Below are 12,630 nucleotides of genomic sequence, written 5' to 3' on the forward strand. Positions count from 1 at the left end.
CCGTCGCTGGGACGTGATGGCATGCGATCCATGACGTGTGAGCGTCCTGACCACCGGTCCTCCCAGCCGGCTGCGCACCGCCAGCCTCGTCGTGACCCCCGCGGTGGTCGCCCACCGGGGGGCCAGCGGCTACCGCCCCGAGCACACCCTCGACGCCTACCGGACGGCGATCCGGCTGGGCGCCGACGCCATCGAGCTCGACGTGGTCCCGACCGCGGACGGCGTGCTCCTGGCCCGTCACGAGAACGAGCTCAGCCTGACCACCGACGTGGCCGCCCACCCGGAGCTCGCCGACCGGCGCACCACCAAGGTGGTCGACGGCGAGACGATGACCGGCTGGTTCGCCGAGGACCTGACCCTGGCCGAGGTGAAGACGCTCGCCGCCCGCGAGCGGCGCCCCGGGCTGCGCCCCGGCAACACCGTCCACGACGGCCGCGAGGGCGTGCCGACGCTCAACGAGGTGCTGGCCATGGTCGGCGCCGAGTCGGTACGACGGGGCCGCGCGGTCGGCGTCCTGGTCGAGCTGAAGTCCCCGCCGTACTTCGACGCGCTCGGGCTGTCCCTGGACGAGCCGCTCCTGGCCGACCTGCGCCGGCACGGCCTCGACCACGCCCGCTCGCGGGTGACCCTGATGTCCTTCGACGGGGCGGTGCTGCGCCGCCTGGCCCGCCGCACGCTGGTGCCGCTGGTGCAGCTGCTCGACGTCGGCGACCCGGTCGACGGCCCCGCGCTGGACGCGATCGAGGAGTACGCCGACGCGATCGGCGTGCACCAGGACCTGGTCCTGCCCCGCACCGCCGACGGCGCCCTGGACGAGCCGACCCGGCTGGTCCGCGACGCGCACCGGCGCTGGCTCGACGTCTACGTCTGGACGCTGCGCGCGGAGAACCACTACCTGCCGACCGAGCACCGCGTCGGCGACGACCCGGCCGGGCTCGGCGACCTGCGCGGGCTGGCCGACGCGTTCCTGGACGCGGGCGTCGACGGGCTGATCACCGACCACCCCGACCTGGCGATCCGTGCGGTGGTCGCCGCCGCCTAGTCGGTGCCCGTTCACCCCGTACACACCGAGCGCGGCTGGGATCGGTGCATGACCTCTCGGACCGTCTCCCTCCTCGCGGGGCTCGCCCTCGCCTCCACCGCCCTCCTCGTCGGCCCCACGGCGCCGGCGTCCGCCACCGGCCACTCCACCGGCCACTCCACTGGCCACTCCGCTGGCCACCGCGGCCTCGACCAGCTCGACGAGCCGCTCGTCGTCGGCCACCGGGGTGCCTCCGGCTACCGGCCCGAGCACACGCTGGCGTCGTACCGGCTGGCGATCCGGCAGGGCGCCGACTACGTCGAGCCCGACCTCGTCCCGACCAAGGACGGCGTCCTGGTGGCCCGTCACGAGAACGAGATCGGGACGACGACCGACGTCGCCGACCACCCCGAGTTCGCGGACCGGCGGACCACCAAGGTCGTGGACGGCGTCCCGCTCACGGGCTGGTTCACCGAGGACTTCACCCTGGCCGAGCTGAAGACGCTCCGTGCGATCGAGCGGCTCCCGCAGGTCCGCCCCGACAACACGGCGTACGACGGCCGCTTCGAGGTCCCGACCTTCGACGAGGTGCTGGACCTGGTGGTCGAGCACCACCGCCGGACCGGCGAGTGGGTCGGGGTGGCGCCGGAGACCAAGCACCCGTCGTACTTCGACTCGATCGGGCTCTCGCTGGAGGAGCCGATGCTGCGCAGCCTGCGCCAGCACGGCCTGGCCTCGAAGCGGTCGAAGGTGCTGCTGCAGTCCTTCGAGGTCGGCAACCTGCAGGAGCTCGACCGGGTCACCGACCTGCCGCTGGAGCAGCTCGTCGACTCGCGCGGCGGGCCGGCCGACCGGCCGGGGACGACGTACGCCTCGATGCTGAGCCGGCGCGGGCTGCGCGACATCGCGCGGTACGCCGACTGGGTCGGCCCGCAGAAGGACTGGGTGCTGCCGCGCGACCCGGCCACCGGGGCGACCGGTCGGCCGAGCGCCGTGGTCCGCGACGCGCACGCGGCGGGGCTGCGGGTGCTGGTCTTCACCGTCCGCGCCGAGAACCAGTTCCTGGCCACCAACTTCCGGCGCGGCACCGACCCGAACGCCTACGGCCGGGTCGGCGCCGAGATCCGGGCCCTGCTCGACGCCGGGGTGGACGGCCTGTTCGCCGACCACCCCGACCTCGCCGTCACGGCCCGGGACGCCTGGGTGGACTGATCCTCAGCTGAACGGCCGGGTGTCGTCGATCGCGTCGTCGGCCGGGTCGTCGGCCGGGTCCGCCTCCTCGGCGGTCTCGGCCGGCGGCACCCAGCCGACCTGGCGCTGGGTGTGGCGCCGTCCGCTGAGGACCGAGGCCACCAGGCCGGCCGCGCCGGCCAGCACCCACGGGACGGGCAGCAGCCAGCGGATGGCGTCGTCGTCGATGACGTCGCTCTGCACGACGGCCCACACGGCGACCAGGCCGAGGAAGGCCATGCCCATCACGAGGTGGCCCACGTTGACGGGGTGGCGTCCGCTGTCCAGGGGAGTGCTCATCGGGTCCTCACCTCGATCTCGCCGACGTTGATCTCGGCGTCGATGGACAGCTCGGGGTGGTCCCCGAGCCCGGGGTCGTACGACGCGCTGGCGCTGCTGTCGATGCCGCCGCGGTCGTTGCCGAACAGCATGATGTTGCCGGGGCCGTGCGCGGCCGCCTGCACCTCGACGGCGAGGTCGTCCGGCACGATCACCTCGATCCGGCCCACGCTGACGTCGAGCTCGAGGGTGCGGCCGTCCAGCGCGTCGAGGTCGGTGATCCCGGTCAGGTCCACCACCATCTCGCCGGCACCGAGCCGGTAGTCGTCCTGCAGGCCGGCCGCCGTGAGTGGACGCTCCGTCACGCCCTCGGCGTCCCACCGGTCGGCGGCGGTCGAGGCGACCACGCCGATCGCGGCGACCAGGCCGAGCGCGATCAGGCCGCCGGCTCGCCCGTAGACCGACCCGACGAGCAGCATCACCGCGACCAGGCCGAGGGCCAGGGCGGGGTACGCCGAGTCGGCGACCGGCGCACCGGCGAGGTCGGCGGTGCCGAGCAGTCCCTCCGCGAGGGCGATCAGGGCCAGGGTGAACCAGAAGAGCCGCGGCCCGCGCTTGCGGGGGTTCCGCGGCGGCGGCACGTAGACCGGCGGGGCGGCGTAGGTCGGCGGCCCGGCGTAAGTCGGCGGGGCGGCGTAGGTCGGCGGGGCGGCGTACGGCGGCGGTGCGGCGTACGGCGGCGCGCCGGGGGCGTACGACGGCGCCGGCGGTCCGGCGTACGTCGGGGTGGGCTTCTTCGTGCGGGTCAGCACCACGAGCGCGATCGCGCCGATCACGACCACCGGCCACGGGAAGCCGATGAAGCCCCACGAGTCGCCGACCAGGGCGGCCGCGGCGACGATGCCGACGACGACCAGCGCGACCGTGCGGGTGCGCTCGTCGAGCCTGACGACCGGCTCGGAGCCGTCGTCCTCGGGGACCAGCAGCCAGCAGGCGCCGTAGATCATCAGCCCGGCGCCGCCGAAGAAGACCAGGACCACGAGCACGACCCGCAGCAGCAGCGGGTCCACGTCGAGGTGGCGGCCCAGGCCGCCCGCGACGCCGGCGATCTTGCGGTCGGTGGTGGAGCGGCGGAGGCGGCCGAGGTCGCGGACCTCGTCCCGGGTGGTGCGTGGCCCCTCCTGGGGGCCGGGACCCGTCGGTGCCTCGGGTGGTGTCGTCGTCATGTCACCACCATCGTCGTCGAGCGGCCCGCGGACCATCGGGGTCGACCCTGATCCTCCCCGAGGCGGGCCGGGGTTCTCTCGGGGTCGATCCTCATGGTCCGGCATCGTGCCCGATGAGACGATGGAGGGGCGATGAGCATGACGACGAACCCGCCGTACGAGCCCCGGAAGGCCTACCGCGACTCCCACGACTCCGTCCTCGGTGGCGTCGCGTCCGGACTGGCCCGGCACCTCGCCGTCCCGGTGCTGTGGGTGCGGGCCGGGTTCCTGCTCACCTCGCTCCTGGGCGGGCTCGGCGTGATGGTGTACGCCGGGCTGTGGCTGATGCTGCCGAGCGACACCCGGTTCGAGGAGGGTCCGCCCGGCCTGGCCAGCGCGACCCGCGGCGGTCGGCGGCCCGGTCGGCTGCGGCGGCTCGGCGACGTCGGGCCGGCGATCGCGCTCGCCGCGCTGGGTCTCGGCGGCGTGCTCGCGCTGCAGGCGCTGGTGGGGCGGGGGGCGGCGTTCTGGCCGGCGTTCTTCGGCCTGGTGGGCCTGGCGCTGCTCTGGCGGCAGGCCGACGAGGCGCAGCGCGAGCGCTGGAACGACCAGAGCGGGCGGATCGACCCGGTCCGGATCGTCTTCGGCAGCGGCGGCTGGGCGTCGTACGCCCGGGTGGCCGCGGGGGCGCTGCTCGTGGTCTCGGCGGTCTTCATCGTCGGCTTCGAGGGGGCCTCGGCGAGTGACGCCCGGGCCGGGCTCATCGCGGGTGGCCTGGTGCTGATCGGCCTGGCGATCGTGATCGGCCCCTGGGTCTTCGGCCTGGCCTCCGATCTCAGCGCCGAGCGCGAGGAGCGGGTGCGCTCCCAGGAGCGCGCCGACGTCGCCGCCCACCTGCACGACTCGGTCCTCCAGACCCTCGCGCTGATCCAGAAGAGCTCCGGCGACGCCGCCACGGTCGCCCGGCTGGCCCGGGCCCAGGAGCGCGACCTGCGCTCCTGGCTCTACGCCGGGGAGTCGGCCGACGAGTCCTCCGCGGCGAGCGCGCTGCGCGGCGCGGCGGCCGAGGTCGAGGACGCCCACGGCGTCTCGGTCGACGTGGTCGCCGTCGGCGACTGCCCGCTGACCGACGACCTGCGCCCCGTGGTCCAGGCGGCCCGCGAGGCCGTCACCAACGCCGCCAAGCACGCCGGGACCGGCCGGGTCGACGTGTACGCCGAGATCACCCCGGCCGCCGTCGACGTCTTCGTCCGCGACCGCGGGGTCGGCTTCGACCCCGAGGCGGTGGCCGACGACCGGTACGGCGTCCGCAACAGCATCGTGGACCGGATGCGCCGCCACGGCGGCACCGCCGAGATCCGCACCGGTCCCGGCGAGGGCACCGAGGTGCGCCTGCACCTGTCCCGCACCACCACCCAGGAGGCATCTCATGACTAGCCCCGTGCGGGTCGTCGTCGTCGACGACCACGCCATGTTCCGCCGCGGCGTCATCGCCGAGCTCGAGGCCGCGGGCGCGGGGGAGGTCGAGGTGCTCGCGCAGGCCGCCGACGTCGACGAGGCCGTGACCGCGGTCGCCGCGCACCGGCCGGACGTCGTACTCCTGGACGTGCATCTGCCCGGTGGGGGCGGCGTCGAGGTGATGCGGCGCGGCCAGTCGCCGGAGACCCGGTACCTCGCGCTGAGCGTCTCCGACGCGGCCGAGGACGTCATCGGCACCATCCGCGGGGGAGCACGCGGCTACGTCACCAAGACCATCACCGGGCCCGAGCTGGTCTCCGCGATCCGCCGGGTCGCCGACGGCGACGCCGTGTTCTCGCCGCGGCTGGCCGGGTTCGTGCTCGACGCCTTCGCCGGCTCCATCGAGGTGGCCGCGGTCGACGAGGACCTCGACCGACTGACCGAGCGCGAGCGGGAGGTGATGCGGCTGATCGCCCGCGGCTACGCCTACAAGGAGGTCGCCAAGGAGCTGTTCATCTCCATCAAGACCGTCGAGACCCACATGTCGAGCGTGCTGCGCAAGCTGCAGCTCTCCTCGCGCCACGAGCTGAGCCGCTGGGCCTCGGACCGCCGTCTGCTCTGACCGGCGGGTTTGCCGTACGGCGCGCTGCGGTACCGGGGCCCGGTGACGCCGCTCACCCGACCGGCGCGGTTCTCGGGAGCCAACCTTGACCTCAGCACGTCGCCCGATCCTGCTCCTGGCCGGGGCGCTCGCCGCGGTCCTGACCATCTCGCTGCTCAGCCCGTCCGGGTCCGCCTCCGCCTCCGCCAGCGAGCGGCGTGGCGGAGAGACCGTCTCCCGGTCCTACTCGAGCTACCGGTACGTCGACGTGCCGCAGTTCGGCTTCTGCCTCGGCGTCTATGCCACGGCGCGCCTCCAGGCCACCTACAAGCGGCGGCCCATCTCCCAGGGCGTCGTCTCGGAGCTGCGCGACCCCAAGATCATCGACCCGAGCCTGCAGGTGACCGTCAAGCGCTCCTGCGACGACGACGCGAAGTACCGCAAGAAGCACCGCGCGAACAAGATCTCGTACAGCAACTACTACTACGGCTACAAGTGCTCCTTCGACCCGTCGTTCTCCGCCGGGGCACCCTGGACCGTCGGTGTGGGGATCACCCCCGACTGCGGCAGCGAGAAGGTCGCCAAGGTCGGCGAGGTCAACGGCCGGGCCCGGCGCGCCTACCGGTTCGTGCTGGACACGGAGGGCTACGCCTTCGGGTGGGACGGCTCGGACTCCGTGGTGGAGCCGGGGTCGGTGAAGCTCTGCACCAGCCTGTCGGGCTACTTCCGGATGAAGGACAGTCAGGGAGCAGAGCGGCAGACGGTGGCCAAGAAGGTCTCCTTCCCCGACCTCTGCCTGACGAAGTAGCTCGCCGTTTCGTCCCCGAGGGCGAGGGGTACTCGCCGAGGATCGCGATCCAGGAGGCCCGATGACGGCGACCGCTGAGACCACCGAGCAGCTCGAGGAGACCGAGCTCAACCGGACCATCACCGGCCGGCTGCTCTTCTTCTACGTCCTCGGCGACGTGCTCGGGTCGGGTGTCTACGTGCTCATTGGCGCCGTCGCCGCGGCGGTGGGCGGCGCGTTCTGGCTCGCGTTCCTGCTCGGCATCTCCGTCGCCACGCTCACCGGACTCGCCTACGCGGAGCTGGTGACGAAGTACCCCCGCGCCGCCGGTGCCTCGCTCTACGTCAACCGGGCGTTCCGCCGTCCGGGACTGACGTTCCTCGTCACCGTCGCGATGCTCTCCTCCAGCTTCGCCGCCGCGGGCTCCCTGGCGGCCGGCTTCTCGGACTACTTCGCCGAGGTGTGGTCGCTGCCGCCGGCGCTCCTGGTGTCCCTCGCGTTCGTGGTGATGCTGTCGGTGATCAACTTCGTCGGCATCACGGAGTCGGTCGTGGCCAACGTGGTGATGACCGTCGTCGAGGTCCTCGGCCTGGCGATCGTGATCGCGATCGGCCTGGTCCATGTGCTGAGCGGCGACGCCGACTTCGGTGTGCTGACCGAGTTCGAGACCGGGGACCAGAACGCCGTGCTCGCCCTGGTGGCCGGTGTCGCCACCGGGTTCTTCGCGATGACCGGGTTCGAGAACGCTGCCAACGTCGCCGAGGAGTGCACCGCGCCCCGCCGTACCTTCCCGAAGGCGCTGATCGGCGGCATGGTCGGAGCCGGCCTCATCTACGTCCTCGTCGCCGTCTCGGCCGCCTTGACGGTGCCCATCGACACCCTCGCCACCTCCCCGGCCTCCCTGATGGAGGTCGTCGAGACCGGGATCATCCCGCTGCCGATGGGCGTGTTCACTGTCGTCTTCGCGCTGATCGCGATGACCGCGATCACCAACACGACGCTCGTGGCCGTGGTGACCCAGTCGCGGATTCTCTACGGCATGGCCCAGGAGGACGTCGTCCCGAACGTCTTCGCCCGGATCCACGGTTCGCGTCGCAGCCCCTGGGTCGGCCTGGTCTTCTCGGCCGTCGTCGTCGGCGCGCTCCTGGTCGTCGGCACCGTCCTCCCGAAGGCGGGCGTCGAGGTCGACCTCGTACGCCGGCTCGCCGCGGTCACCGTCGTCCTGCTGCTCTTCGTCTACGCCATGGTCATCGTGTCCGCGCTGAAGCTGCGGGGGCAGGACGAGTCTGGGGAGACCTACCGGGCTTCGACCGCGCTGCTCCTGCTCGGCCTGGTCGGCAACGCGGGCCTGCTCGTGTACGTCGTCTGGGACGACCCGGCCACGCTCATCTGGTCGGCCGGTCTTATCGCCGTCGGCGGGGTGCTGTTCGTGCTCGAGCACCTCTTCGGCTCGACCGACCGGACGGCCGAGGTGGGTGGGGGCGGTCCGACCGCCTCCCGGTGACGCGGCGCCCGCCGCCCCCGACCGTCCCCGGCGGAACGTAGGCTGAGCGCAGCATGAGCACCCCCTCCCTTCCTGGTTTCGAGCACCTCACGTCCGCGCCGCCGCCCGAGCCGCGCACGACCCGCAGCGGCCCCAGTCGCGAGGAGCTGCTCGAGGGGCTGAACGACCCTCAACGCGCCGCCGTGGTCCACGAGGGGGCGCCGCTGCTGGTGGTCGCGGGGGCGGGGTCGGGGAAGACCCGGGTGCTGACGCGGCGGATCGCCTGGCTGATCCAGGAGCGCAAGGCGCACCCGGGGTCGATCCTGGCGATCACCTTCACCAACAAGGCCGCGGCCGAGATGAAGGAGCGGGTCGAGGACCTGGTCGGCAAGCGCGCGCGGATCATGTGGGTCAGCACCTTCCACTCCGCGTGCGTCCGGATCCTGCGCAAGGAGATCGACCGTTTCGGGTTCAAGTCCAGCTTCTCGATCTACGACGCCGCCGACCAGAAGCGGCTGATGACGCTGGTGCTCAAGGACCTGGACCTCGACCCGAAGCAGTACCAGCCGGGACCTGTCCTGCACTGGGTGTCGAACCACAAGAACGAGCTGCGCGACGCCGAGGAGGCGGCCAAGGACGCCCGCAACAAGCTCGAGGAGCAGTACGCCGCGGCGTACTCGCTCTACCAACGGCGGCTGACCGAGGCCAACGCGCTCGACTTCGACGACCTGATCATGCTGACCGTCCACCTCTTCCAGTCGTTCCCCGACGTGCGCGAGGTCTACCGGAGGCGGTTCCGGCACGTCCTGGTCGACGAGTACCAGGACACCAACCACGCCCAGTACGCCCTCATCCACCAGCTCTGCGCCGAGCAGATGGAGGAGGTCCCGGAGCACAGCGGGGGCGAGCGGGTCGAGCCGGCGGAGCTGATGGTGGTCGGCGACGCCGACCAGTCGATCTACGCGTTCCGCGGGGCCAACATCCGCAACATCCTCGACTTCGAGCAGGACTTCCCGAACGCGACCTCGATTCTGCTGGAGCAGAACTACCGCTCCACGCAGACCATCCTCACCGCCGCCAACTCCGTCATCGGCCACAACAAGGGCCGCAAGGAGAAGCGCCTGTGGTCCGAGGCCGGCGACGGCGAGCGGATCGTCGGGTACGTCGCCGACGACGAGCACGACGAGGCCCGCTTCGTGTCGGATGAGATCGACCAGCTGACCGACGCCGGCACCAAGGCGTCCGACGTCGCGATCTTCTACCGCACCAACGCCCAGTCCCGGGTGTTCGAGGAGATCTTCATCCGCACCGGCCAGCCCTACAAGGTGGTCGGCGGGGTCCGGTTCTACGAGCGGCGCGAGGTCCGCGACGCCCTGGCCTACCTGCGGATGCTGGCCAACCCCGACGACCAGGTCTCGCTGCGGCGAATCCTCAACACCCCCAAGCGCGGCATCGGCGACCGGGCGGTCGCGTGCGTGACGGTGCTGGCCGAGCGCGACCGGCTGACCTTCTGGGAGGCACTGCGCCGGGCCGACCAGGCTCCGGGCCTGGCGACCCGCTCGCTCACCAACATCCGCGGCTTCGTCGGCCTGGTCGAGGAGCTGCAGTCGATGGTCGAGGCGGGGGAGCGAGCCGACGTGGTCCTCGAGACCGTGCTGGCCCGGTCCGGCTATCTCACCGAGCTGGAGGAGTCCGACGACCCCCAGGACGCGACCCGGCTGGAGAACCTCGCCGAGCTGGTGGCCGTGGCCCGCGAGTTCAGCGACGACCCGGTCGCCGGCCCGTCGGCCGACCCCGCCGACGTCGACGCCGGCACGGTCGCGCCCGGCCTCACCGACTTCCTGGAGCGGGTCGCGCTGGTCGCCGACACCGACCAGATCCCCGAGACCGACGCCGGGGTGGTCACCCTGATGACGCTCCACACCGCCAAGGGCCTGGAGTTCCCGGTCGTCTTCCTGACCGGCCTCGAGGACGGCGTCTTCCCGCACGCCCGCTCGCTGGGCGACCAGCCCGAGCTCGAGGAGGAACGACGCCTCGCGTACGTCGGCGTCACTCGGGCCCGCGAGCGCCTCTACATCTCCCGGGCCGTGGTCCGCTCCGCCTGGGGCGCGCCGTCCCACAACCCGGCCTCGCGGTTCCTCGACGAGCTGCCGGTCGACCTGGTCGACTGGCGCCGGACCGAGGCCGCCCAGACCCGCTGGGGCCGGCCCGACCTGGCCAGCGGCTCCCCGGCCCGGATGGGGGAGCCCACCGCCGCCGGACGCCGCAACTTCTCCTCGGCCGCCGCCCGCGCCGACGCAGCGCGGAAGGCCAAGCCGGCCCGCGAGGTCCCGTCCCTGGAGCCGGGAGACCGGGTCCAGCACGACACCTTCGGCCTCGGCACGGTGGTCGCGGTCGAGGGGGCAGCCGACAAGGCGGTCGCGTCGATCGACTTCGGGACCGAGGGCGTCAAGCGGTTGCTGCTGCGGTACGCCCCGGTGGAGAAGCTGTAGAGCGAGCGAAGCGAGTTCCATCAGCTTGATGGGTGGTCGAGCGAGCCGCGCGACTGAGGGACGAAGTCGCGACCGGCGTGTCGGTCAGGGACGCGCCAGCGGCGCTGACGTTGGTGGTCGAGCGAGCCGCGCGACTGAGGGACGAAGTCGCGACCGGCGTGTCGAGACCCTGATCCAGCTCTCGCGGTCACGGTCGTGACAGGTCGACCCGGTGACGACCAGCGAGCGGGAGAACCTGATACCGAAACCTCGGGGGGTCTCGATACGCCCGACTCGTTCCTCGCCGGGCTACTCGACCAGCGAGGTACGCGAGACCGGATGGGTCTCGATTCGCGGCTTCGCAGGCTCAGCCGCGGACGCTACTCGACCACCGATGTGACTCTCTGATCTGCTCCGCAGATCAGGGAGTCACCCCGTTGACGACCATCGCGGAGTACGGGTCGACCGGGTCGCCCGCGCCGGGGCGGACCTCGAGGTGGAGGTGGGGGCCGGTGACGTTGCCGGTCGAGCCGACGGTGCCGAGGTGCTCGCCCGCACGGACGACGTCGCCGACGTTGACGTCGATCGTCGTCTGGTGGCAGTACCAGAGCTCGGTGCCGTCCTCGAGGGTCACGACGGTCTTGTTGCCGTAGGCGCCGTCGTAGCCGGTCTCGGTCACCGTGCCGTTGGCGACGGCGTTGATCGGGGTGCCGGTCGGCGCCGCGAAGTCGAGGCCGGTGTGGTAGCTCGACCAGAGGCCGTACTCACCGAAGCGGGCCGTGAGGCGGTAGCCGCTGAGCGGCAGCACCCACTTGTTCTCCTCAAGGACCGCAGCGAACTTGCCGGCCTCCTTGGCGAGGCTCTGCAGCGCGCCCGTGTGGGCCTCGTACTGCTTCTCGACGGCCGCCTGGAGCTCCTGGTCGGCCGCGTCTGCGAGTGCGTCGCGTCGGTTGTCGCGGCTGACGACCTGGCGGCGCTTGTCCTTCATCAGGTTGACGGTGGAGCCGGCGCTGGCGCCGCTGAGGGCGCTGGCCTGGCTCAGGCGGGGCGGCTCGCCGACCCCGGCACCCGGGCCGCCTGCGAGGACGGCGCCGCCGGCCGAGACGGCCAGGGCGGCGATGCCGACGAGGACCGGCACCGACGGCAGCCCGCGGAACAGGGGGCCGCGGTTGCCGACGTGCTTGACGGCCTTGCGCTTGCCCGGGGCGGTCACGAGCGGCAGCGAGGCGGTGGTGTCGCTGTGGAGGGGGGTCGTCACGTCCGAGCGGACGTACGACGGCGTCGGCTCCGGCTCGGCGAAGAGGGCGGGCTCCGCGGCGACGACCGGCTCGACGAAGAGGGCCCGCTCGGGCACGACCGGCATGGCCGGCGGCGTCTCGGGTACTACAGGGCGAGCGACGCGACGCCCGACGTACGTCGACGGAGTCTCCTGGGTCTCCGAGGGTCCACGACGTGAGCCGCGGTATTCCGCTCGGTGGTTACCCATGGATCAAGTCGCTCCGGAGGTCTCGTTCGCGAGGTCGTGCAGAGGTGTGACAAGCGCCCCAGACTGTAACGGATGGCGTCGGCAGGCCGAAACCGGGCGCTGTCCGATTGTGCACGTTTCACTGCCCGGTCGTGATCGATTCGGGGATATTCGCAGGTCAGCCCGCCCGGACGTGGGCGCGTGTCAGGCTGACCACATGGCGCGCATCGTCCTGGGGGGACCGGGTCCCGGTCCCGAGGCGCTTGCCCGGGTCCTGCGCGACGCCGGGCACGAGGTCGTCCTGGCCGGCGGGTACGACGAGGCGGGCCTCGCCGCCGTCGTGCTGCAGGAGGACGCCGACCTCGTCGTGACGCTCGGCGGCCCGCTCGACGAGCTGCTGGTGGCTCTCGCTGACCGGGACGTCGCCGACGTGCCGGTCGTTGTCGCCGACCCGGCGGACCTCGCCGGGACGCTGCGCCGGGTGGCGGCGTACGACGGCTGACGACGGGATACCCAGCCCGCGTATGTCCTCCGTCACGTCGGCCCCCCGGCCCTTATCGGGGGCGACGTGACAGGGCTATCGTCCCGTGGGATACGTCCCGTGGGATACCCGCGACTAGAGACTGGTGG

11 protein-coding genes are annotated in these 12,630 nt (G+C 72.4%); 8 read left to right on the forward strand and 3 right to left on the reverse strand.

Translation table 11 applies throughout. The features are described 5' to 3' along the window. Nucleotides 1-37: 37 nt before the first annotated feature. Entirely contained in the window at nt 38-1,042 is a 1,005-nt protein-coding gene (locus BLT76_RS01315) for a glycerophosphodiester phosphodiesterase family protein (protein ID WP_090849974.1), read from the forward strand. Nucleotides 1,043-1,090: 48 nt separating this feature from the next. After that, complete coding sequence (locus BLT76_RS01320; RefSeq protein WP_090849976.1) at nt 1,091-2,233, forward strand: glycerophosphodiester phosphodiesterase; 1,143 nt, start codon at nt 1,091-1,093, stop codon at nt 2,231-2,233. A gap of 3 nt (nt 2,234-2,236) precedes the next feature. Here BLT76_RS01320 and BLT76_RS01325 read toward each other — a convergent pair whose 3' ends face one another. Beyond that, complete coding sequence (locus BLT76_RS01325) at nt 2,237-2,551, reverse strand: hypothetical protein (RefSeq protein WP_090849978.1); 315 nt, start codon at nt 2,549-2,551, stop codon at nt 2,237-2,239. Beyond that, on the reverse strand, nt 2,548-3,756 hold the full coding sequence (locus BLT76_RS01330) for a PspC domain-containing protein (RefSeq protein WP_170866894.1): 1,209 nt from the start codon (nt 3,754-3,756) through the stop codon (nt 2,548-2,550). The genes BLT76_RS01325 and BLT76_RS01330 overlap by 4 nt, the downstream gene beginning before the upstream one ends. 132 nt (nt 3,757-3,888) lie before the next feature. On the opposite strand from BLT76_RS01330, the gene BLT76_RS01335 reads away from it, so the two are divergent. The 5 genes from BLT76_RS01335 (at nt 3,889) to pcrA (ending at nt 10,556) form a co-directional block, all read left to right on the forward strand. Further along, nucleotides 3,889-5,172, forward strand: a complete 1,284-nt coding sequence (locus tag BLT76_RS01335) for an ATP-binding protein (RefSeq protein WP_090849982.1) — start codon at nt 3,889-3,891, stop codon at nt 5,170-5,172. Continuing rightward, nucleotides 5,165-5,815: a LuxR C-terminal-related transcriptional regulator gene (locus BLT76_RS01340; RefSeq protein ID WP_090849984.1), complete on the forward strand. Its 651-nt coding sequence runs from the start codon at nt 5,165-5,167 to the stop codon at nt 5,813-5,815. The genes BLT76_RS01335 and BLT76_RS01340 overlap by 8 nt, the downstream gene beginning before the upstream one ends. A gap of 85 nt (nt 5,816-5,900) precedes the next feature. Further along, nucleotides 5,901-6,602, forward strand: a complete 702-nt coding sequence (locus tag BLT76_RS01345) for a hypothetical protein (RefSeq protein WP_090849986.1) — start codon at nt 5,901-5,903, stop codon at nt 6,600-6,602. A gap of 61 nt (nt 6,603-6,663) precedes the next feature. Continuing rightward, the gene (locus BLT76_RS01350; RefSeq protein WP_090849989.1) at nt 6,664-8,085 is read left to right on the forward strand and encodes an APC family permease; all 1,422 of its coding nucleotides are present in this window, start codon (nt 6,664-6,666) and stop codon (nt 8,083-8,085) included. A gap of 53 nt (nt 8,086-8,138) precedes the next feature. Next, complete coding sequence (pcrA, locus tag BLT76_RS01355; RefSeq protein WP_090849991.1) at nt 8,139-10,556, forward strand: DNA helicase PcrA; 2,418 nt, start codon at nt 8,139-8,141, stop codon at nt 10,554-10,556. Between the two features lie 400 nt (nt 10,557-10,956). Here pcrA and BLT76_RS01360 read toward each other — a convergent pair whose 3' ends face one another. Next, nucleotides 10,957-11,898 (reverse strand): M23 family metallopeptidase, encoded by a 942-nt coding sequence (locus BLT76_RS01360; protein WP_090849993.1) that lies wholly within the window; start codon nt 11,896-11,898, stop codon nt 10,957-10,959. A gap of 319 nt (nt 11,899-12,217) precedes the next feature. Between BLT76_RS01360 and BLT76_RS01365 the strand changes: the two genes are divergently transcribed. Further along, on the forward strand, nt 12,218-12,502 hold the full coding sequence (locus tag BLT76_RS01365; RefSeq protein WP_090849995.1) for a hypothetical protein: 285 nt from the start codon (nt 12,218-12,220) through the stop codon (nt 12,500-12,502). Nucleotides 12,503-12,630: the final 128 nt, after the last annotated feature.

The organism is Nocardioides lianchengensis (genome assembly GCF_900101465.1).
Classification (GTDB): Bacteria; Actinomycetota; Actinomycetes; order Propionibacteriales; family Nocardioidaceae; genus Nocardioides; species Nocardioides lianchengensis.

Coding starts and splice junctions, on each gene's coding strand:
- BLT76_RS01340 (WP_090849984.1), top strand. CDS start 5,165: ATGACTAGCCCCGTGCGGGTCGTCGTCGTCGACGACCACGCCATGTTC.
- BLT76_RS01330 (WP_170866894.1), bottom strand. CDS start 3,756: ATGACGACGACACCACCCGAGGCACCGACGGGTCCCGGCCCCCAGGAG.
- BLT76_RS01325 (WP_090849978.1), bottom strand. CDS start 2,551: ATGAGCACTCCCCTGGACAGCGGACGCCACCCCGTCAACGTGGGCCAC.
- BLT76_RS01360 (WP_090849993.1), bottom strand. CDS start 11,898: ATGCCGGTCGTGCCCGAGCGGGCCCTCTTCGTCGAGCCGGTCGTCGCC.
- BLT76_RS01335 (WP_090849982.1), top strand. CDS start 3,889: ATGAGCATGACGACGAACCCGCCGTACGAGCCCCGGAAGGCCTACCGC.
- BLT76_RS01350 (WP_090849989.1), top strand. CDS start 6,664: ATGACGGCGACCGCTGAGACCACCGAGCAGCTCGAGGAGACCGAGCTC.
- BLT76_RS01320 (WP_090849976.1), top strand. CDS start 1,091: ATGACCTCTCGGACCGTCTCCCTCCTCGCGGGGCTCGCCCTCGCCTCC.
- BLT76_RS01365 (WP_090849995.1), top strand. CDS start 12,218: ATGGCGCGCATCGTCCTGGGGGGACCGGGTCCCGGTCCCGAGGCGCTT.
- pcrA (WP_090849991.1), top strand. CDS start 8,139: ATGAGCACCCCCTCCCTTCCTGGTTTCGAGCACCTCACGTCCGCGCCG.